Below are 19,162 nucleotides of genomic sequence, written 5' to 3' on the forward strand. Positions count from 1 at the left end.
AGGATCGGCGGCCGCCGCGCGACACCCCGTGTGCAGTGCGCGGCTCGCTGAAGGGGTGACCCTCTTGCTGAATGGCTGTTGTGTCGGCAGGAAGTTGTGATCGCCGCGATGCTGTGGCCTCGATCCTGCGTACTCGGGCTGGGCGAGAGCACATCGTTTCTCTAGTGGAGCCACCTCGTCGCCCTCGTGCCCATCGTGAACGACGCTGCTGCCGACCATCGCTAGCGAGGGGGCTTCACCGGTACCACGCGCTAGTCCGGTAGCAGAGCCGCCGCGTCGCTCGCGATCTCATCGAGAATCACGCTGCGGCCGTCCTTCGCTAGCGCGGGGCTTCGCCGGCACCACACGCTGGTCCGGTAGCAGAGCCGCCGCGTCGCCCGCGAGCTCGTCGGGAATCACGCTGCGCCGTCCATCGCTAGCGCGGGGCTTCGCCGGCACCACGCGCTAGCTCACTCGATAGTGTTGCCGGATGCGGAGTGGCGGACTCCCGAGCCGGGTCATCTTTCTCAACGGGACATCGAGTGCGGGGAAGACGACCTTGGCGCGCAGTATTCAGGACGAGAGTGATGTTCCGATCGTCTACTGGGGGATCGACACGCTTTTCGGGCTGGTGCCGCCGAACTGGGGTGGGGGACGGGATGGGCCGTTGAGTCGTGCGGGCTTTTGGTATGACCGCACTGGTCGCGATGTCGAGGGGCATCCGCTGCTGGTCGTTCGGTATGGCGAGGTGGGGCGTCGGATGCTGCGCTCGGCCTGCACCGCGGCCGCCGCGTTCGCGCACGGCGGCGATCACCTGGTGATCGATGAGATGCTGCTGACCCCGGACCTCCTCCCGATGTGGCTGACCGCCCTCGCCGGCCTGGACGTTCAACTGGTCGCAGTCACCTGCCCACTACCGATCGCGGAGCAGCGAGAACTGGCGCGCGGCAACGAAGTCGGCTTGTCCCGCGGCCACTTCCACAGCGTCCACGACCACGGCACCACCTACGACATGACCGTCGACACCAGCACGGCCTCGCCGACCGAACTAGCCAGAGCCATACTCCGCCAAGACCCCCATTAGCGCACCACCGACGCGAAATCCGCACTCGCTCTAGGGATCTGCACCAGCTCTAGGGGCCCATAGCGAGTGCGGATCCCGAGAGGGAGTGCGGATCCGGTCGACTTCCGGGTACGACATGACCGTAGACACCAGCACGGCTTCGCTGACCGATCTAGCCAGAGCCATGTTCCGCCAAGACCCCCGGCTAGTGCGCCACCGGCGTGAAATCCGCACTCGCTTTGGGGATCTGCACTGGCTCTAGGGGCGCATAGCGAGTGCGGATCCCGAGAGGGAGTGCGGATTCGGTCGACTTCCGGGTACGGCATGACCGTAGACACCAGCACGCTTCGCCGACCGAACTTGCCAGAGCCATGTTCCGCCAAGACCCCCGGCTAGTGCGCCACCGGCGTGAAATCCGCACTTGCTCTGGGGATCTGCACTGGCTCTAGGGGCGCATAGCGAGTGCGGATCCCGAGAGAGGGTGCGGATTCGGCGGACTTCCGGGTACGGCATGTCCGTGGACACCAGCACGCTTCGCCGACCGAACTTGCCAGAGCCATGTTCCGCCAAGACCCCCGGCTAGTGCGCCACCGGCGTGAAATCCGCACTTGCTCTGGGGATCTGCACTGGCTCTAGGGGCCTATAGCGAGTGCGGATCCCGAGAGGGAGTGCGGATTCGGTCGACTTCCGGGTACGGCATGTCCGTGGACACCAGCACGCTTCGCCGACCGAACTTGCCAGAGCCATGTTCCGCCAAGACCCCCGGCTAGTGCGCCACCGGCGTGAAATCCGCACTCGCTTTGTGGATCTGCACTGGCTCTAGGGGCGCATAGCGAGTGCGGATCCCGAGAGAGGGTGCGGATCCGGTGGACTTCCGGGGTGCGTGTGCACCTGAGGCCGTTTACGTTGGTGGTGTGCGGTGCCAGTGCAGCCTCGCCGATCAGGCTGAACCACGGATGTACGTGGCAGTCTCGGCGCGGGTAATCGGCGGACGCGCACCATGTTGCCGAGGCACAATGAATTGATGGCTAGTGGGGGACCCCAGCTGATTGCGCTGGATGTAGACGGAACGTTGCTCGACACGGGAAGCCCGATCACCGAGCGCGTGGCGGCGGCTGTGCGTGCGGCGGTCGCGGCGGGCGCGCATGTGGTGGTGACGACCGGGCGGACCGTGTTGACGACCCGTTCGGTGCTGAGCGAACTCGGCCTCGTCGAGGGGCATGCGCTGTGTTCGAACGGCGCGGTCCATGTCGACGTGGCCAAGGGGCAGCCGCTGACCGTGCAGGACTTCGACCCCGCGCCGGCGGTCCTCGCGCTGCGCGCCCTGATCCCGGAGATGATCTTCGCCGTGGAGAAGGTCGGCGTCGGCTACTGGGCGACCGGCGTCAGCCCGGGGGAGTACTCGCTCGGCGATTACCTGCTCGTCGACCACAGCGCGCTGAGCAGCGAGCCGACCCCGCGGCTCAACGGCTGGTGGCCGGAGGGCTCGCTGGCGGAAATGCTGCGCCTCCTGCACGAGCTCGAGGTCCCCGGCGCCAGCTGGGTGCACGGGGAATTCGGCCCGTGGCTCACCGTCTCCCGCCAAGGCGTGTCCAAGGGCTGGGCGCTCGAACGCCTCCGCCTGGCCTTGGACGTCCCGAGCGACGCCACCCTGGCCATCGGCGACGGCTACAACGATCGCGAAATGCTGCGCTGGGCAGCACATTCCGTCGCCATGGCGAATGCGCCCGCCGCGGTCAGGGACCTGGCCGACGAGGTAACCGACAATGTCCTGGAAGACGGCGTCGCCACCATCCTGGAGCGCTGGTTCCGCCCCTGATCCGAGTGAATCGGCCCGCCCTGTCCGGGAGTGATGTCTTTACGCTATTGTGAACACCGATGTTCGTAGCTGATGTCAGGACCGTCGCCTGGCCATGCATCGCCGCTGCGTGAACGTCACGGCGTCGTCCGCGACGCCGCTGCTCGATCGCCTGTTCATCGCCCGATCCCGTCGTACCCGCGGCCGGACCGGTCGACCATCGATGGACTCGACGGAGGTTATCGACATGACCCGCACGCCGTTCTACGCGGAGGTGCAAACCCATTACGACCTGTCCGACGAATTCTTCGCCCTGTTCCTCGACCCGACACGCACCTACAGCTGCGCGTACTTCGAGCAGGACGACTACACCCTGGAACAGGCGCAGCGCGCGAAAATAGATCTGGCACTTGGCAAGTGCGACCTACGGCCGGGCTTGACCCTGCTCGACATCGGCTGCGGCTGGGGTTCGACGATGATGCGCGCGTTGGAGTGCTACGACGTCAAGGTCATCGGGCTGACGCTCAGCAAGAACCAGCACAGCTACGTGCAGGGCATGCTGGACGAGGGCGGCTACGGCGCCCGCGCCGAGGTCCGCCTGCAAGGCTGGGAGGAGTTCGACGACAAGGTCGACCGCATCGTCAGTATCGGTGCGTTCGAACACTTCCGGCACGAGCGGTACGCCGAGTTCTTCGACTTCGCCTACCGAATTCTGCCCGAAGAAGGCCGAATGTTGTTGCACAGCATCGTCATCTACGGCCTGACCTATCTGCGCGAACACGACATCAAGTTCGACCGGACCGACATCGACTTCTTCCGGTTCATCCGCGACGTCATCTTCCCCGGCGGCCAATTACCCTTCCACAGCAGCAAATTCCCGCCGGGCATCCGGCAGTACGCCGAGAACGCGGGCTTCGCCATCGAACGGATCCACCCGCTGCAACTGCACTACGCGAAGACCCTCGACCTCTGGGCGGCGGCCTTGTCGGAGCGGCGCGACGAGGCCGAGGCGCTGTGCGGCCCGGACACCTATCAGACGTACATGCGTTACCTGACGGGATGTGCCCACCACTTCCGTGCCGGGCACATCGACGTCATGCAGTTCACCTGTGTGAAGTAGGTCAGCGCAACGGAATTCGCGCGACGATGGGCGTCGTCGGCTGAACCGACCCATTACTCGGTTCAGCCGTGATCGCGAGCAGCGCGGTGTCTGCGGTCAGATCCGCCGCCAGCTCGGCGCGACCACCGGCGACGCGCATCATCCCGGCCGAACGCGGCGTGCCGTCGGCCGTGATGGTCCACAGCTGGTATCTGTGCTGGTCGTCGGTCGTGGGCAGTCCGGTGGCGATGACGACGACCTTGCCCACGCCGGCCGACACCACCGCCGTGGCCGTGCCGTCGCCCGTCGTCAGTTCACCGTTCCAGGTGACCGCGTCGCCCACCTGATCCGCCGCGACCACCTCGCCACCCGGCCCGCCGACCAAGGACAGCCCGGTGATCAAGACGGCCACCACCGCGACGGCGGCCGCAAGGCCGATCGCCGCCCGGATCATCCAGTCCCGACGCGGCGGGGGAATGTGGTTGTCCGACAACCCATTCAACGCGGGCATGATGTCCGTACGGCCGAGCGCGTCCAACGCGGGCAACAGCTGGGTCTGCCCGAGCACATCATCGACGCGCCGCTGCGGCCTCGCCCGAATATCGGCGAGCACCCGGTCCTTCATTTCCGCGGCGGGCACCGGCGGCACGGCGACGGCGAGTGCCAGCGCGACCTCGCTCAGCTCATCGACCTCGGTGCGGCATTCCGCGCACTCGGTCAGATGCTGCTCGAAGACGACGCGCTCGGCGGTGGACAGCGCGTCCACAACATATGCGCCGGTGCGGGTGTGCAGGTCGGATATCGTCACGGGCGCTCTCCCATGCTTTCCCGCAGACGGAGCAGTCCGTCGCGCATCTGGGTCTTGATCGTGCCGACCGGCTCGTCCAGTGCCTCGGAGACCTCGCGATAGGTGTGGCCGCCGTAGTAAGCGAGGACGAGTGATCGGCGTTCCAGATCGGTGAGCGCGTCGAGGGCCTGCTGGACCGCCTCGTGGTCCAGAGTGTCCAGCGTCGTCTCCACCACCTCGTCGACACCGCTGCGCGACGCCAATTGTCCTGCGCGGTTGTCGCTTTCGACGTTGGCGTGCTGAAGGCGCACCCGCTCGACGGCGCGCCGGTGCGCGATGGCCAGCACCCACGCCAACGCGCTGCGGCCGTGTTCATCGAACTGGGCCGCCTTGCCCCAGATCTCCAGCAGCACCTCCTGCGCGACCTCTTCGGACTGCACATGGTCGCGCAGGACCGCGGCGACGATGCCGAGCACCGGACCGGCCACGAGGTCGTAGAGCGCGGCGAAGGCCTGCTCGTCGCCGTGGGCTATCCGGCGCAGCAATAGTTCCGCCGTGTTCGCCTGCTCGGTCATGTCATCGAGGGCGCCGGGTAGTTCGCGGGCGCGGCTGACCATAGGAGTCCTTCCAAACCTGACCGATCCGGAAGCCGTGCGCGGCGGCAACGGCGGATGTGGGCCAGATCATATGACGCCCGGTTCACCGCGACGCCCGCGCTGGCCCGCGCGCCGTAGAAATCCAGACCAATCCGCAGACGCCTCGGCTGCGACTTCTATGCAGAGCCTGCCAGCCAGCGGCGGCTCGCGCAGTGTCCCGGCCGAGGCGACCGGCCGGGACACGCGGCGGGGCATGGTGCCGGACGAACGAGTCCCGTCCGGCACCATGTCACCGTTTTCGAGGCTAGGCCGGGCCGGTTTTGGCCAGCACCTCGAGGTAGTGCGGGTTGGACATGAGGCCGAGGATGTTGCCGAACGGGTCGATGACCGAGGCGGTCACGAATCCGGTGCCCACGCCGCGCTCGGTGATCGGGTCGTACTCCTTTGCGCCGAGCTCGAGCAGCCGGTCGAAGGTGGCCTGCAGGTCGTCTACGTGCCAGTTGACGATGGCCCCGCCGGGCGCGTTGCGCGCACCCTCCGGGCCGTACGCGCGGTTGACCAGCCCGAACTCGGCCAGGTAGTCGCCGATGCGGAACTCGTAGTAGCCGCCGGGGACGGTGAAGTACGGCTCGACGCCCAGGAACTCGGTGTACCAGTCCTTCGCGGCCTCCAGGTCGTCGGCGTAGAACGTGCTCGTCGCCATTCCTCGCAGCATTGTCGATCTCCTTCATCGGTTCGTGCCTTGCTTGTAGAAACCATCCTCCGCTCTAAAGTGCTCACCGAATGAGCACTTTCTCCGGCAGAATTGTGCGCATGCGAGCGGACAGATTGGTGGCGATTCTGCTGATGATGCAGACGCGCGGACGGGTGACGGCCGCCGAAGTCGCCGAGGAGTTGGAGACGTCGGTGGCGACCGCGCGCCGCGATCTCGAGGCGTTGTCGACGGCGGGCGTGCCGGTGTATCCGCAGCCGGGTCGCGGCGGCGGGTGGTCGCTGGTCGGTGGCGCGCGAACCGATCTCACCGGTTTGACCGCGGGGGAGGCGCGAGCGTTGTTCCTGCTGGCCGGACCGTCCGCGAACGCGTTGCCGGAGGTGAAATCGGCGCTGCGCAAACTGGTTCGGGCGTTGCCGCAACCGTTCCGCACCGATGCCGCCGCGGCCGCCGATGCCGTGGTGATCGACCCGGCCCGGTGGGGCCAGACGGACCGCGAACTACCGCCGGTGGTCGCGTTGCTACAGCGAGCAGTGGTGCAGCGCAACAAGGTTCGCCTGCGCTACGCCAGCAAGAAGGGCGAGCACACCGAGCGGCTGGTCGATCCGTGGGGCCTGATCGACAAGGACGCCATCTGGTATCTCATCGCCGGCACCGAGAACGGCCAACGCACCTTCCGCATCGATCGCATCGCCGAAGCCGTCCTGACCGACGAAACCGCCCACCGCCCACCCGATTTCGACCTCTCCGCCACCTGGAACGAGGTCGTCGACGAACTCGAACAACGCCGCGCCGCCACCGCCGCCACCGTCCTCATCTCCGAACGCCTACTCCCGATCCTGCGCAACCAGCAGGGCAGGCACTGCGTCGTGGACGGCCCGATCGCCGACGGCCGCATCCGGGTCCGGGTCACCGCCCCCACCGCCTGGATGCTCGCGCAGCAACTGGCAGGCTGGGGCGCCTCCATCGAGGTCCTCGATCCCCCCGAAGTCCGCACCGAACTGGTTCGAATCGCCACCGAACTCCTCGACCGCTACCAGCAGGGGTAGCCGCAGAGGGAATGGTCGTGGTGACCGCATCGTTTATTGCAGTACGACCGTACGTTCGTATTGAGGCCATTTCGTGGAAGAATAGGGAGATGTCCGAGTCCACCACCGCTGCCGGGCGGCAGCCAGGCACCGATCAGCGTTTGGCGAAAGGGGCGCGCTCGCGCGCGTCGATCGCTCGGCATGCGGCCGATGTGGCGTCCGTCGAGGGTTTGACCGGCGTGACGATCGGCAGGCTCGCCGCCGATCTCAGCCTCAGCAAGAGTGGGATCGCGACGCTGTTCGGGAGCAAGGAGAGCCTGCAACTGGCCGCGGTCAAGGCGGCGCGCGACGTGTTCCTGGATGAGGTCATCACGCCGAGCCTGGACGAGTCGAGCGGGATGCCGCGGCTGCGTGCGCTGGTCGAACGCTGGTTCGGGCAGGTCGCCGAGCCGGCTTTCCCCGGCGGTTGCTTCCGCGTGGCCACGCTCGCCGAGTTCGACAGCCGGCCCGGCCCGGTTCGGGACGCCATCTCGGCGGACCATCGTGACTTCATCACGTTTCTGTCGAACGAGATCCGTCGTGCGCAGGAGCAAGGGCACCTCGGTGAACGCAATGCCGACGTCATCGCGTTCGAGCTGGATGCCGTGATCTCTGCCGCGCACACCGCCCATCAGATGGGTGACGAGTGGGGTGTGGCGACGGCCCGCGCCATCGTGGACAACCTGCTCGGCTGAGCGTGGCCGCCGGTCTCTGCGGACATTTCCGCGCTCTTGTGCCCGGTTGTCGCCGATGTCGGCGGAAATTGTCCACGCAGAACGGCGCTTTCGCATTTCCAGCGTGCCTGCAGCGGGCGACTACGTCGCTATGAACCGTGTCGGCCACGCTTTGTGGCGGGCTGAACGGTCCGGCGACGTGCACCAGTTCGGCCTCGAGGATGCGGGGCCCGCGATCAAGCCGACAGCGTGAGGGCGTTCGCCATCGCGGCGTCGTAGCGGTTCCAGACGATGTCCGTGAGCGCCGCGTGCGGGCCGATGACCTTGGCGTGCACCACATTCGGGGCCGCGGTGACGAGCCGGTCGGTGAGCAGACCCGGGGCCAGGAACCAGGGGGCGACGAGAACGTCATCGGCACCACGAGTACGCAGGCGGGAAATCGCCTGGGGCAGTGTCGGTTCGGTGGTCGCGTAGCAGATCTCGGTGAGGTGCCCGGTGAGCCTGCCGAGGCGGCGGGCAACCTCGGCGGTCCGGGCGTTGGCAGCGGCCGAGGAGGAACCCACTGCCGCAACCGCGATTCCCAAGCGATTCGATGAAGCTCCGGACACAGCCTCCGACACGCGATCGCGCAGCGCCCCGATCAGCCGGGCATCAGGCCCGAGAACATCGGCCTGAGTCAGCCGCAACTGCGGATGCCGAGCATGCGCCTCGGCCAGCAGCCCGGGCAGATCCACCCGCGCATGGAACGCATTCCCCAACAACAGCGGCGTGACCACCGCATGCGTATGCCCCTGCGCCGCAACCGCATCCACAACCTGCTCGACCGACGGCGCATTCAGATCGAGAAACGCCAACCGCACATCGAACCCCGGCCGCGCCGCCGCAAGCTCCGCCACAACCGCCGCCATCGTCGCGGCAGACCGCGGATCCCGACTCCCATGCGCCACCGCGATCAACGCGGGTCCACCGTGCATCGGCGCAACCCCGAGCCCGGCAGCGCCGACGATGTTCAGTGCCGCGGGCGCACGCACCCCGCTCGGCACCGCGGACGCGGCGACGGGCCGCGTCGCGATGCCGAACGGTTCCGTCATCTCAGACTCCGGTGCCGACTTCGACGGCCGACAGCACGTCGCCGACCAGGCCGGCGGCAAGCGTGTTGCCCCCGGACGGATCGATGAGCAGGAAGCTGCCGGTGTGCCGGTTGACCCGGTAGTCGTCGACCGCGAGCGGCTCGGCCACCCGCAGGGAGACGCGCCCGATGTCGTTGAGCGCCAACGAGTCCGGGTTCGGGTCGGCGATAAGCCGCTGCTCGTCGAAGCGTTCCAGCAGAGCGCCGACGATCGCCTGGGTGGTGCGGGTGCCGTGCTTGAGCAGCAGGCGGGCGCCGGGGTGCAGCGGCTTGTCGCCGAGCCAGCAGACGGTGGCGTCGAAGGTGTCGATCGGCTCGGGGGCGTCGGCGACCGAGGCGATGGTGTCGCCGCGGGAGATGTCGACGTCGTCGGCCAGGATCAGCGTGACGCTGCGACCGGTCTGCGCCACCGCGAGTTCACCGTCGGGGGTGTCGATCCGCTCGACGGTGGTGCGAATCCCGGAGGGCAGCACCACCACCTCGTCGCCCGGCGCGACCGCACCGGCCGCGATCTGCCCGGCGTAACCGCGGTAGTCGGGGTACTCGGCGGTGCGCGGCCGGATCACGTACTGCACCGGAAACCGAAGTCCCAGTGTGTGATTGCCGGTGCTGTCGGCGTCGACCGGCACCGATTCGAGGTGCTCGATCAGCGACGGTCCGCTGTAGTACGGGGTGCTGTCCGAGCGGGTGGCGATGTTGTCGCCGTGCAGCGCGGAGACCGGAATTTCCAGCACGTCGTCATCGGACCAGCCGAGAGTGCGGGTGAGCCCGTTGAATTCGGCCGAGATCTCCGCGAAGACGGTCGCCGGGTCATCGACCAGGTCGATCTTGTTCACCGCGAGGACCAGCTTCGGCACGCCGAGCAGCGCGAGCACCGCTGCGTGCCTGCGGGTCTGCTCGATGACACCCTTGCGCGCGTCGACGAGCAGAATCACCAGCTGCGCGGTCGAGGCCCCCGACACCGTGTTCCGCGTGTACTGCACGTGCCCCGGCGTATCCGCGAGCACGAAAGAACGCTGCGGCGTAGCGAAATAACGGTAGGCGACATCGATGGTGATGCCCTGCTCCCGCTCCGCCCGCAACCCGTCCACGAGCAACGAAAGATCCGGCGTGGCCAGCCCTTTGTCCACCGACGCGCGAGTAACCGCATCGATCTGATCGGCCAGCACGGATTTCGTGTCGTACAGCAGACGCCCGACCAGGGTGGACTTACCGTCGTCGACAGAACCGGCGGTGGCCAGCCTCAATAGGTCGGACATCAGAAATAACCCTCTCGCTTGCGGTCTTCCATCGCGGCTTCCGACACTCGGTCGTCACCGCGGGTAGCGCCGCGTTCGGTCAATCGGGACGCGGCCACCTCGGCGAGAATCGCCGCGTTGTCGGCTGCATCGGAAAGCACTGCGCCGGTGGACGATCCGTCGCCGACCGTGCGGTAGCGCACCGAAAGCGTTTCCAGCGCTTCGTCTTCCCGCGGCCCGCCCCACACGCCGGGCGTCATCCACATGCCGTCGCGCTGGTACACCGGACGCTGGTGCGCGTAGTAGATGCTCGCCAGGTCGATGTCCTCGCGGGCGATGTAGCGCCAGATGTCCAGCTCGGTCCAGTTGCTGAGCGGGAACACCCGCACATGCTCGCCCGGCGCGTGCCTGCCGTTGTAGAGGTTCCACAACTCGGGCCGCTGCCGCTTCGGATCCCACTGCCCGAAGGCGTTGCGCAGCGAGAAGATTCGCTCCTTGGCCCGCGAACGCTCCTCGTCGCGGCGGCCGCCGCCGAACACCGCGTCGAACCGGTGCTCGCTGATCGAGTCCAGCAGCGGCACCGTCTGCAACGGGTTGCGGATGCCGTCCGGACGCTCGGTGAGCCTGCCGTCGGCGAGGTAGTCCTCGACCTTGGCGACATGCAGCCGCAGCCCGTACCGCTCGACGATCTTGTCCCGGAAATCCAGCACCTCGGGCAGGTTGTGCCCGGTGTCGACGTGCAGCAGCGAGAACGGCAGCGGCGCAGGCCAGAACGCCTTGAGCGCCAGGTGCAGCAGCACGGTGGAATCCTTGCCACCGGAGAACAGGATCACCGGCCGCTCGAATTCCCCTGCCACCTCACGGAAGATATGGATCGACTCCGACTCCAACGCGGCCAGAGTATCGAAATCGGTGATGCCGAAAGCGCGTTCAGTAGTGTTCGAGGACTCGCCTAGAAGTTCACTCACAATGGTCTCCGTCATGACTGGTGCAACCCGCATTCGGTCTTGGCGAGGCCGGCCCAACGCCCGCTTCGTGGATCGGCTCCCGGCTCCGGCTTCCGCGTGCACGGCGCGCAGCCGATCGACGGATACCCTTCCTCGACAAGGGGATTGACGAGGATGCCGTGCTGTTCGATGTAGTCCTGCATCGCGTCGTCCGACCAGGCGGCGATCGGATTGATCTTCACCAGCCCGAACGCCTCGTCGAACGAGATGAGCGGCGCGTTGGCCCTGGTCGGCGACTCGACCCGGCGGATGCCGGTGACCCAGGCGTTGTATCCGGCCAGCGACCTCTTCAACGGAACGACCTTGCGCAGCCGGCAGCACTCGCCCGGATCGCGTCCGAACAGATCCTTGCCGAGCAACTGATCCTGTTCGGCGACAGTGTGTTCGGGCCGGACGTCGATCACGTTCACCCCATACACCGCCTCGACGGCGTCGCGGGTGCCCATGGTCTCGGCGAAGTGGTAGCCGGTGTCCAGGAACAGTACGTCCACGCCCGCATGGACCTGCGCGGCCAGATGTACCAGCACGCCGTCCTGCATGTTCGAGGCGACGATGTAGCCACCGCTAGCGACTGCTTGCAGGTCGGTCGAAACGGCACTGCCGAAATTGTCCTCGGTCCACTGGAGCAGATCGAGCGCGGACGCGTCCGTCCCGAGGTCGGCGGCACCCTTTTCGGCGAGGGCCCGGAGCTCGTCCTCGGCCAGCTTCGCCACCAGTTCGGTTGTCACAGTTGCTCTCCCATCACGTGCCCGGCGCAATCGAGGCTCATTTCAAATCGGCCTCGTCGGCACGAACGGCCCACTGGGCGAACCGTTCGCCATCCTCGCGGTGCTTGATGAAGTTGCGCACCACCCGCTCGATGTAGTCACCGAGCTCATCGCTGGTCACCTTGTGCTGACGCAGCTTGCGCCCGAAGGCGCTGTCGAAGCCGAGGCTGCCGCCCAGGTGAACCTGGAAGCCCTCCACGTGATTCCCGCTGCCGTCGTCGACCAGCTGGCCCTTGAACCCGATGTCGGCGATCTGCGAGCGCGCGCACGAGTTCGGGCAGCCGTTGATGTTGATGGTGACCGGAACGTCGAGCTGCGCATTGAGATCCGCGAGCCGCTCCTCCAGTTCGGGCACCAGTACCTGCGACCGCTTGCGCGTCTCGGCGAAGGACAGCTTGCAGAACTCGATTCCGGAGCAGGCCATCAGGTTTCGCCGCCACAGCGACGGACGGGCTTGCAGACCGAGGGGCGCCAGCTCGTCGATCAGCGCGTCGACCTTGTCGTCGGCGACGTCGAGCACGATCAGCTTCTGGTACGGCGTGAACCGGATCCGGTCCGACCCGATCCGTTCGACCGCCTCGGCGACCTTGGTCAGAATCGTGCCGGAGACCCGGCCGGCGATGGGGGAGAACCCGACCGCGTTCAGCCCGTTCTTCAGCTTCTGCACGCCGACGTGGTCGATCGGCTTGGTCGGCTGCTCCGGCGCCGGGCCGTCGATCAGCTTGCGCTTCAGGTACTTCTCCTCGAGCACCTCGCGGAACTTCTCGATGCCCCAGTCCTTGACCAGGAACTTCAGCCGCGCCTTGGTGCGCAGGCGGCGGTAGCCGTAGTCGCGGTACAGCGAGACCACGGCCTCCCACACATCCGGCACCTCGTCCAGCGGCACCCACACGCCGACCCGTTGCGCCAGCATCGGATTGGTGGACAGCCCGCCGCCGACCCACAGGTCCAGGCCAGGCCCGTGCTCGGGGTGGTTCACCCCGACGAAGGCGATGTCGTTGATCTCGTGCACCACGTCCTGCTGGCCCGAGATCGCGGTCTTGAACTTGCGCGGCAGGTTGGAGTACTCCGGCTTGCCGATGTAGCGGCGCACGATCTCGTCGATCGCGGGCGTCGGATCGATGATCTCGTTGAACGACTCGCCGGCCAGCGGCGAGCCGAGCACCACGCGCGGGCAGTCGCCGCACGCCTCGGTGGTCTTGAGCCCGACCGCCTCGATCCGCTGCCAGATCTCCGGGACGTTCTCCACCTCGATCCAGTGGTACTGCACGTTCTCGCGGTCGGACAGGTCGGCGGTGTCGCGGCCGAACTCGGTGGAGATCTGGCCGAGCGTGCGCAGCTGCTCGACGCTCAACGCGCCGGCGTCGCAGCGGATGCGCATCATGAAGTACTTGGCCTCGAGCAGGTCGAGGTTCTCATCGCCGGTCCAGCTGCCGTCGTAGCCCTGTTCGCGCTGGGTGTAGAGACCCCACCAGCGGAACCGGCCGCGCAGGTCGCCCTTGTCGATGCTGTCGAAACCCTGCTTCGAGTAGATGTTCTCGATCCGGGCGCGGACGTTGAGCGGGTTATCGTCCTTCTTGGACTGCTCGTTCGGGTTCAGCGGTTCGCGATAGCCGAGCGCCCACTGACCCTCCGCCTTGCGGCGCACCGGCTTACCGGTGCGGGCGCGCGGCGCGGTCGACGCGCCCGCGGCGGCTTCCGCGCGCGGGCGATCGGCGCGAACGCGGCGCTCGGACGCGGGGCGGTCGGGACGGGTGTGATGGCCTGGCCGGGACTCGGGGCCGGACTGGTCGGTCGGACCGGCGTCGGTACTCGACGTCATAGGGGTCGCTCCTGCGGGTTATTGATATCCATGCTGGAGGCGCGAGGGGCTGACTCGCACCTGCGGTGTCAGCGGACCGATGAAGTCGAAAATCGGGATCGCCGGGTCATGGACCCGGGGATGGGCGTCGCTGAGCTACCGAGGGGATTCGGTCAGACAGCAGGCACTACAGACGCGCTTGTAGTCGACGTGGCGACGTGCCACAAGTCGTACTCCCGATGCGCGCATGAAGCTATTGTGCCACCTCAGCGGTGGCCTTCCGACGGGGTGTCCGTATTTTCCGCAGTTTTGCGGGAAATCCCCTGGACCGTTGACCTGATATGTGACGCCAGTCATAGATCATCCGTCTATGGCGGCCGGTGATGCGCGAACGGCACCGGAAGTGAACCGCGCCACGCGCCTTGCCCGGGCTTGACCTGAAGTCCACTTCAGGGTTCACCGTGAACGCCATGAGTACCGCATCCGTCGACACCGACCTCGACGCCATCCGCGAAGTAGTAGCCACCATCCAGCATTCCCAGCAGAACGAACTGGTCGACGAGTTCATCGGCCTGTTCCGCGAGGATGCCATCTGGACCACCGGCGGCGGCAAACCACTGCTGGGCCGTGCGGCCATCGCCGAGTTCACCGCGAAGGTGCTGCCCGGCGCGATGCGTGACGGCACTGTCACCTACGAGGTGGTGCACGTCCTGTTCATCCGCCCCGACGTCGCGGCCGTCAAGGTCCGCCAGCGGTACCTGACGAACGACGGCGAACTCACCGGCGAAGGCTCCCCGATGTACGTGATGTCCAAGGAAAACGGCCGCTGGCTCCTCACCGCGAACCAGAACACCGTGGTCGCCGCGGACTGACGCCATCGGTGAGCGGGAACTGATGCAGGTCGCCGCTCGCGATACGTCTGCGCCGGTTCCCGGTGATCGGTCGTCCAGATCTCGACGCCGGAGATAGGCGGGTGGTGGGGGACCTGCACACTAGAGGGGTGAGTTCACCTGCGGCTATCCCTGTCGGCACCGAGACGTCGGGGCCGGTGTTGCGTGACTTCGGGGGCGGTCCGTTCGGGATCTACGTGCATGTGCCGTTCTGTGCGACGCGGTGTGGGTACTGCGATTTCAATACCTACACCGCGGGCGAGCTCGGCACGTCCGCGTCGCCGCAGTCCTGGCTGGACGCGTTGCGGGGTGAGTTGGCCACTGCCGCAGCACAGTTCGCGGAACTGCCGACCGCGACGCCCGAGGTCGCGACGATCTTCGTCGGCGGCGGCACCCCCTCGCTGCTCGGCGGGGACGGGCTGGCCTCGGTGCTCGACGCGGTGCGCGCCAACTTCACCCTCGCGGGCACCGCCGAGGTGACCACCGAATCCAACCCGGAATCCACCTCACCGGAATTCTTCGCCCGCCTCCGAGCGGCCGGCTTCACCCGGATCTCGCTCGGCATGCAATCCGCCGCCGCCCACGTGTTGAAGGTGCTCGACCGCACGCACACTCCGGGCCGCGCGGTCGCCGCCGCGAAGGAGGCGCGCGCCGCTGGGTTCGATCACGTGAACCTCGATCTGATCTACGGCACCCCCGGTGAACGCGACAGCGACCTCGACGCCAGCCTCGACGCCGTGCTCGAAGCCGGCGTCGACCACGTCTCGGCCTACTCGCTGATCGTCGAAGACGGCACCGCGCTGGCCCGTCGCGTGCGCCGCGGCGAACTCCCCGCTCCCGATGACGACGTGCTCGCCGCCCGCTACGAACGCATCGACGCCCGCCTCGCCGCAGCCGGTCTGACCTGGTACGAGGTATCCAATTGGGCCGCAAGCGAAGCCGCGGCCTGCCGGCACAACCTCGGCTATTGGGACGGCGGTGACTGGCTCGGCGCAGGTCCCGGCGCGCACAGCCACGTCGGCGGTGTCCGCTGGTGGAACATCAAGCACCCCGCCCGCTACGCCGATCGCGTCACCGGCGGCGGCCTCCCCGCGGCGGGTTGGGAAACCCTCACTGCCGACGAGCGCTACACCGAACGCGTCATGCTCGCCGTTCGACTTCGCACCGGTCTGCCGGTCGGCGACCTCGACCCCGACGGCCTCGCCGCCGCCGAGCGCGTCATCGCCGACGGCCTCGCCACTCGTGCGGCGGATCGCCTCATCCTCACCGACCGTGGCCGCCTTCTGGCCGACGGCGTTGTCCGCCAACTCCTGGTCCCATGATCAGGTTGCACGCCATTCTCGTCAGGTAGCCGCAGAGCCGAGGGCCGCCGGAATTCGTTCGGTTATGAGTGCCGCGCGACTCGTTCCCGCGATCATGTGACGCAACGCTCATCTCTGCCGGTCGGACTGTCGCCGCCGATCATCACGACCCGGCTCGGCGTCAAGCCGGCTCGGCTCCTCCGGGGCCGCCGCAACCGCCTCACCACCGGGCGAGCGCGGCCGCCAAGCCCCCTCGACCCGCCCCGCCACCAGCCGATTTACCGGCGATTCGCCGCCCGATCGGCCCGCTTCAGCGAACTGCCGGGTCGGTTCGGCTGTCGCGGAGCGAGCGCGCCTTGTAGGCTTCGATCAACCCCAAGGAGATTCATGTCCCCGGCACGACACATCACCCTCATCCACGAACCGGGCGAATTCGCCGAGGCGCGGGCAAATGAAAAGGCCGAAACTGCGCGACAGAGCGCGGTAGCCGCACGCACCGTTGCCAGCTATTCACAAAATGCCGATGATTGCCAGTCCCTATTGGCGATGCTCGGCTTGGACGCACTCGCCGGCAAGCAAGCCAGGGTCTGCGACTAGCTGAAAAATTCCCCGCCGCTCGCGGGGAAAACAAGCCCGTACGCGGCGCATCAGCGCCGGGCAAAATGCGACGGGTTACGAAAACCCCAGCGCCGCGCGATCATTGCGATCGTGCGGTGTCTGTGTCCACCGTCCCAGGAGGTTTTCGTGTCCAATCCCACCGCGCGTCCGGTCGTGTTCATCCACGGACTATGGATGCACAGCAGCAGTTGGGGCGCCTGGCTCGACGCGTTCGACCGCGTCGGTTACCAGACCTTCGCGCCCGGCTGGCCCGGCGACGGCGAAACCGCCGACGCCACCCGCAAGAATGCCGGCGCCTTGAACAACCGCGGCATCGCCGAGGTCACCGAGCATTACGCGAAGTTCATCGCCGACCTGCCGACGCCACCCGTGGTCATCGGGCACTCGTTCGGCGGCCTGATCGCCCAGAAATTGCTGGGCTACGGTATCACCGCCGGCTGCGTCGCGATCGCACCCGCCCAGTTCCGCGGTGTACTGACCTTGCCGTTGGTGCAGATTCAGAGCGTGCTGCCGATACTCGGCAAGCCCTGGCTGCGCGGCAAAACGTGGTCACATACCCCCGCGAGTTACCACCGCACCTTCGCCAGCGGAATCCCGCGCGAGGAATCGGACAAATTACTCGCCACCTATGGCATTCCGGCCCCGGCGCGCCCGCTGTTTCAAGGCGGCCTCGCCAATTTCACGCCGAATAGCGAAGCGAGCGTCGACACCAAGCGCGATCGCGGTCCATTGCTGATGCTGGCCGGCGGGCGCGACCGCCTCGTGCCGGAAGCGACGGTCCGCGCCGAGTACAAGATTCAGCGGAAGAACGCCGGCGTCACCGAACTCGTCGTCTTCCCCGATCGCGGTCACTCCATGCCCGCCGACCACGGCTGGCGCGAAATCGCCGACACCGCACTGGATTTCCTGAACAAGCAGAACCTGACTGCCCAGCCGACCGCCTGAACATCGCGCCTCTGACCCGAAGGGACAACCATGCACCTATCTCGTACGTTGCGGGCAGCCGTAGCGGCGGTGGCGATCGCCGCCGCGACCACCCTGGCTGTCGTCCCCGCCCAAGCCGCACCGTTGCCGACCATCGTGCTCGTGCACGGTGCCTTCGCCGACGCCACCAGCTGGAACGGCGTCGCCGCGGCCCTGCGCGATCAGGGTTATCGCGTGGTGACGCCGGATAATCCGTTGCGCGGCCCGGCTTTCGACGCGGCGGCCATCCAGCGCACCATCGACACCATCTCCGGACCTGTTGTGCTGGTGGGGCATTCGTACGGCGGCGCGGTGATCAGCAACGTGCACGACGCGAAGGTCGAATCCCTGGTCTACATCGCGGCTTTCGCGCCGGTGCAGGGTGAGCCCGCGCAGCTGCTGCTCGATCCGATCCGCTTCCCCGGCAGCCAGCTGCTGCCGCCGGTGCTGCAACTCGGCGTCGTCGACGACCCGAACGGCATCGCGGGCAAGAACCTCGACGGTTTCGTCGCGCCCGACCGGTTCAACTCTGTGTTCGCTCAAGATGTCAGCCCGGCCACCGCGGCCGACATGGTCACGCATCAGCACTCCATCGCGATCGCGGCCAACCTCGAGCCCTCGGGTACGCCCGCGTGGTCCGGTACGCCGAGCTGGTACCTCGTGTCCGCCGCCGACCGGGTGATTCCGCCTGCGTCCCAACGATTTATGGCAAACCGGATGGGTGCGCACACGAGCGAGGTGGATTCGTCGCACGCGTCGTTGGTTTCCCATCCCGCTGAGGTCGCCGCGGTAGTCGAGGCGGCCGTTCCGCGCTGACCGTCTACTTTCGCGCGGTCTCACAGAACCGGAGTTCTGTGGGGCCGCGCTTTCGTATGCGGGGCATAATCGTTGGTGATCACACAGGGGGATGATGTGCGAACCGATGATGAAAGCGCCTGGGGGCAGGGTGTATTCGAGGCACCCTGTGCGCATCCGGAGAATTCCGGCGCTGTCGAACTGCTGTACGCGGTCCGGCACGGACAGAGCACCGCGAATGCGGCTTATGCCGCGAATACGTTTATCGAGGCCGACGATTCGACCATCGGGCTGACCGATCTGGGTGAGCGGCAGGCCGCCGCGACGGGTCGATGGTTCGCTGCCCGCGACTCGGATCAGCTGCCTGACCTGGTGCTGTGTTCGCCGTATTTGCGTGCCGTGCAGACTTCGCAGCTCCTCGAGCAGGAATTGCGCGCGGCCGGCCGGGATCTCCCGTGCCACCACATTGACCAGCGGCTCTACGATCGGCACCGCGGCCGGCTGTCGACCCTGTCGCCGATCGTCGTCCGCGAGCGTTATCCGGAGGAATCCGCGAAGGAAGCCCGCGACCCCCTCGGCTATCGCCCGCCTGACGGTGAATCGTTCAGGGACGTCGCTGATCGTCTGCGCGGTGTGGTGGCCGACCTCGCCGCCGACCAGCGACATCGGCGTGTGCTGATCGTGGCGCACGACGCGGTAGTGCTGTTCCTGCGCCAGCTGCTGGAAAACCTCACCGAAGCAGAAATTTCGGCCATCTCCGAGGACGGATTGGCCGGCAATGCCTCGATCACCAGCTGGGAACGTCACGCCGGCGGTTATCGACTCCTGGCCTACGACCAGCGCACCCATCTGTCACAGATCTGAGCGGCATCGAAGAG

19 protein-coding genes are annotated in these 19,162 nt (G+C 67.1%); 11 read left to right on the plus strand and 8 right to left on the minus strand.

Features of this window, described 5'->3' with window-relative positions; translation table 11 throughout:
- Positions 1-469 precede the first annotated feature (469 nt).
- The 3 genes from AB0M22_RS19270 (at position 470) to AB0M22_RS19280 (ending at position 3,960) form a co-directional block, all read left to right on the plus strand.
- A complete protein-coding gene (locus AB0M22_RS19270; protein WP_364728195.1) occupies positions 470-1,063 on the plus strand; it encodes a chloramphenicol phosphotransferase in 594 nt (197 codons plus the stop codon).
- A gap of 1,003 nt (positions 1,064-2,066) precedes the next feature.
- The gene (locus tag AB0M22_RS19275) at positions 2,067-2,861 is read left to right on the plus strand and encodes an HAD family hydrolase (protein ID WP_364728198.1); all 795 of its coding nucleotides are present in this window, start codon (positions 2,067-2,069) and stop codon (positions 2,859-2,861) included.
- A gap of 226 nt (positions 2,862-3,087) precedes the next feature.
- Positions 3,088-3,960 carry a cyclopropane mycolic acid synthase family methyltransferase gene (locus AB0M22_RS19280; RefSeq protein ID WP_364728200.1) on the plus strand — a complete coding sequence of 291 codons (873 nt, stop codon included), beginning with the start codon at positions 3,088-3,090 and terminating at the stop codon, positions 3,958-3,960.
- A gap of 1 nt (position 3,961) precedes the next feature.
- Here the strand turns inward: AB0M22_RS19280 and AB0M22_RS19285 are convergent, their stop codons facing one another.
- From AB0M22_RS19285 to AB0M22_RS19295, 3 genes are all read right to left on the minus strand, one after another.
- Positions 3,962-4,747: an anti-sigma factor gene (locus AB0M22_RS19285; protein ID WP_364728202.1), complete on the minus strand. Its 786-nt coding sequence runs from the start codon at positions 4,745-4,747 to the stop codon at positions 3,962-3,964.
- Positions 4,744-5,343 (minus strand): sigma-70 family RNA polymerase sigma factor, encoded by a 600-nt coding sequence (locus tag AB0M22_RS19290; protein WP_364728205.1) that lies wholly within the window; start codon positions 5,341-5,343, stop codon positions 4,744-4,746. Before AB0M22_RS19290 ends, AB0M22_RS19285 begins: the two co-directional genes overlap by 4 nt.
- 283 nt (positions 5,344-5,626) lie before the next feature.
- Positions 5,627-6,037 carry a VOC family protein gene (locus tag AB0M22_RS19295; RefSeq protein ID WP_364728209.1) on the minus strand — a complete coding sequence of 137 codons (411 nt, stop codon included), beginning with the start codon at positions 6,035-6,037 and terminating at the stop codon, positions 5,627-5,629.
- 98 nt (positions 6,038-6,135) lie between these two features.
- On the opposite strand from AB0M22_RS19295, the gene AB0M22_RS19300 reads away from it, so the two are divergent.
- Together AB0M22_RS19300 and AB0M22_RS19305 are read left to right on the plus strand one after the other, a co-directional pair.
- A complete protein-coding gene (locus AB0M22_RS19300; protein ID WP_364728212.1) occupies positions 6,136-7,083 on the plus strand; it encodes a YafY family protein in 948 nt (315 codons plus the stop codon).
- A gap of 89 nt (positions 7,084-7,172) precedes the next feature.
- Entirely contained in the window at positions 7,173-7,796 is a 624-nt protein-coding gene (locus AB0M22_RS19305; protein WP_364728215.1) for a TetR/AcrR family transcriptional regulator, read from the plus strand.
- 215 nt (positions 7,797-8,011) lie between these two features.
- Here the strand turns inward: AB0M22_RS19305 and AB0M22_RS19310 are convergent, their stop codons facing one another.
- From AB0M22_RS19310 to AB0M22_RS19330, 5 genes are all read right to left on the minus strand, one after another.
- Positions 8,012-8,749, minus strand: a complete 738-nt coding sequence (locus AB0M22_RS19310) for a sirohydrochlorin chelatase (RefSeq protein ID WP_364729810.1) — start codon at positions 8,747-8,749, stop codon at positions 8,012-8,014.
- 118 nt (positions 8,750-8,867) lie between these two features.
- Positions 8,868-10,163, minus strand: a complete 1,296-nt coding sequence (locus tag AB0M22_RS19315; protein WP_364728218.1) for a GTP-binding protein — start codon at positions 10,161-10,163, stop codon at positions 8,868-8,870.
- The gene (gene cysD / locus AB0M22_RS19320; RefSeq protein WP_364728221.1) at positions 10,163-11,125 is read right to left on the minus strand and encodes a sulfate adenylyltransferase subunit CysD; all 963 of its coding nucleotides are present in this window, start codon (positions 11,123-11,125) and stop codon (positions 10,163-10,165) included. The genes AB0M22_RS19315 and cysD overlap by 1 nt, the downstream gene beginning before the upstream one ends.
- Positions 11,122-11,877, minus strand: a complete 756-nt coding sequence (locus AB0M22_RS19325; RefSeq protein WP_364728224.1) for a phosphoadenylyl-sulfate reductase — start codon at positions 11,875-11,877, stop codon at positions 11,122-11,124. Before AB0M22_RS19325 ends, cysD begins: the two co-directional genes overlap by 4 nt.
- Positions 11,878-11,914: 37 nt before the next feature.
- Entirely contained in the window at positions 11,915-13,738 is a 1,824-nt protein-coding gene (locus AB0M22_RS19330; protein ID WP_364728227.1) for a nitrite/sulfite reductase, read from the minus strand.
- A gap of 449 nt (positions 13,739-14,187) precedes the next feature.
- On the opposite strand from AB0M22_RS19330, the gene AB0M22_RS19335 reads away from it, so the two are divergent.
- The 6 genes from AB0M22_RS19335 (at position 14,188) to AB0M22_RS19360 (ending at position 19,148) form a co-directional block, all read left to right on the plus strand.
- On the plus strand, positions 14,188-14,589 hold the full coding sequence (locus AB0M22_RS19335; RefSeq protein ID WP_364728229.1) for an SgcJ/EcaC family oxidoreductase: 402 nt from the start codon (positions 14,188-14,190) through the stop codon (positions 14,587-14,589).
- Between the two features lie 176 nt (positions 14,590-14,765).
- Complete coding sequence (hemW, locus tag AB0M22_RS19340) at positions 14,766-15,929, plus strand: radical SAM family heme chaperone HemW (protein WP_364729814.1); 1,164 nt, start codon at positions 14,766-14,768, stop codon at positions 15,927-15,929.
- A gap of 366 nt (positions 15,930-16,295) precedes the next feature.
- Positions 16,296-16,505 carry a hypothetical protein gene (locus AB0M22_RS19345; protein ID WP_107654883.1) on the plus strand — a complete coding sequence of 70 codons (210 nt, stop codon included), beginning with the start codon at positions 16,296-16,298 and terminating at the stop codon, positions 16,503-16,505.
- Positions 16,506-16,652: 147 nt separating this feature from the next.
- Entirely contained in the window at positions 16,653-17,471 is an 819-nt protein-coding gene (locus AB0M22_RS19350; RefSeq protein WP_364728232.1) for an alpha/beta hydrolase, read from the plus strand.
- A 30-nt stretch (positions 17,472-17,501) separates the two neighbouring features.
- Positions 17,502-18,305 (plus strand): alpha/beta hydrolase, encoded by an 804-nt coding sequence (locus AB0M22_RS19355; RefSeq protein ID WP_364728235.1) that lies wholly within the window; start codon positions 17,502-17,504, stop codon positions 18,303-18,305.
- 96 nt (positions 18,306-18,401) lie between these two features.
- A complete protein-coding gene (locus tag AB0M22_RS19360; protein WP_364728237.1) occupies positions 18,402-19,148 on the plus strand; it encodes a histidine phosphatase family protein in 747 nt (248 codons plus the stop codon).
- Positions 19,149-19,162 lie beyond the last annotated feature (14 nt).

Origin of the sequence: Nocardia sp. NPDC051756, from assembly GCF_040681495.1 — a bacterium.
Lineage (GTDB): Bacteria > Actinomycetota > Actinomycetes > Mycobacteriales > Mycobacteriaceae > Nocardia.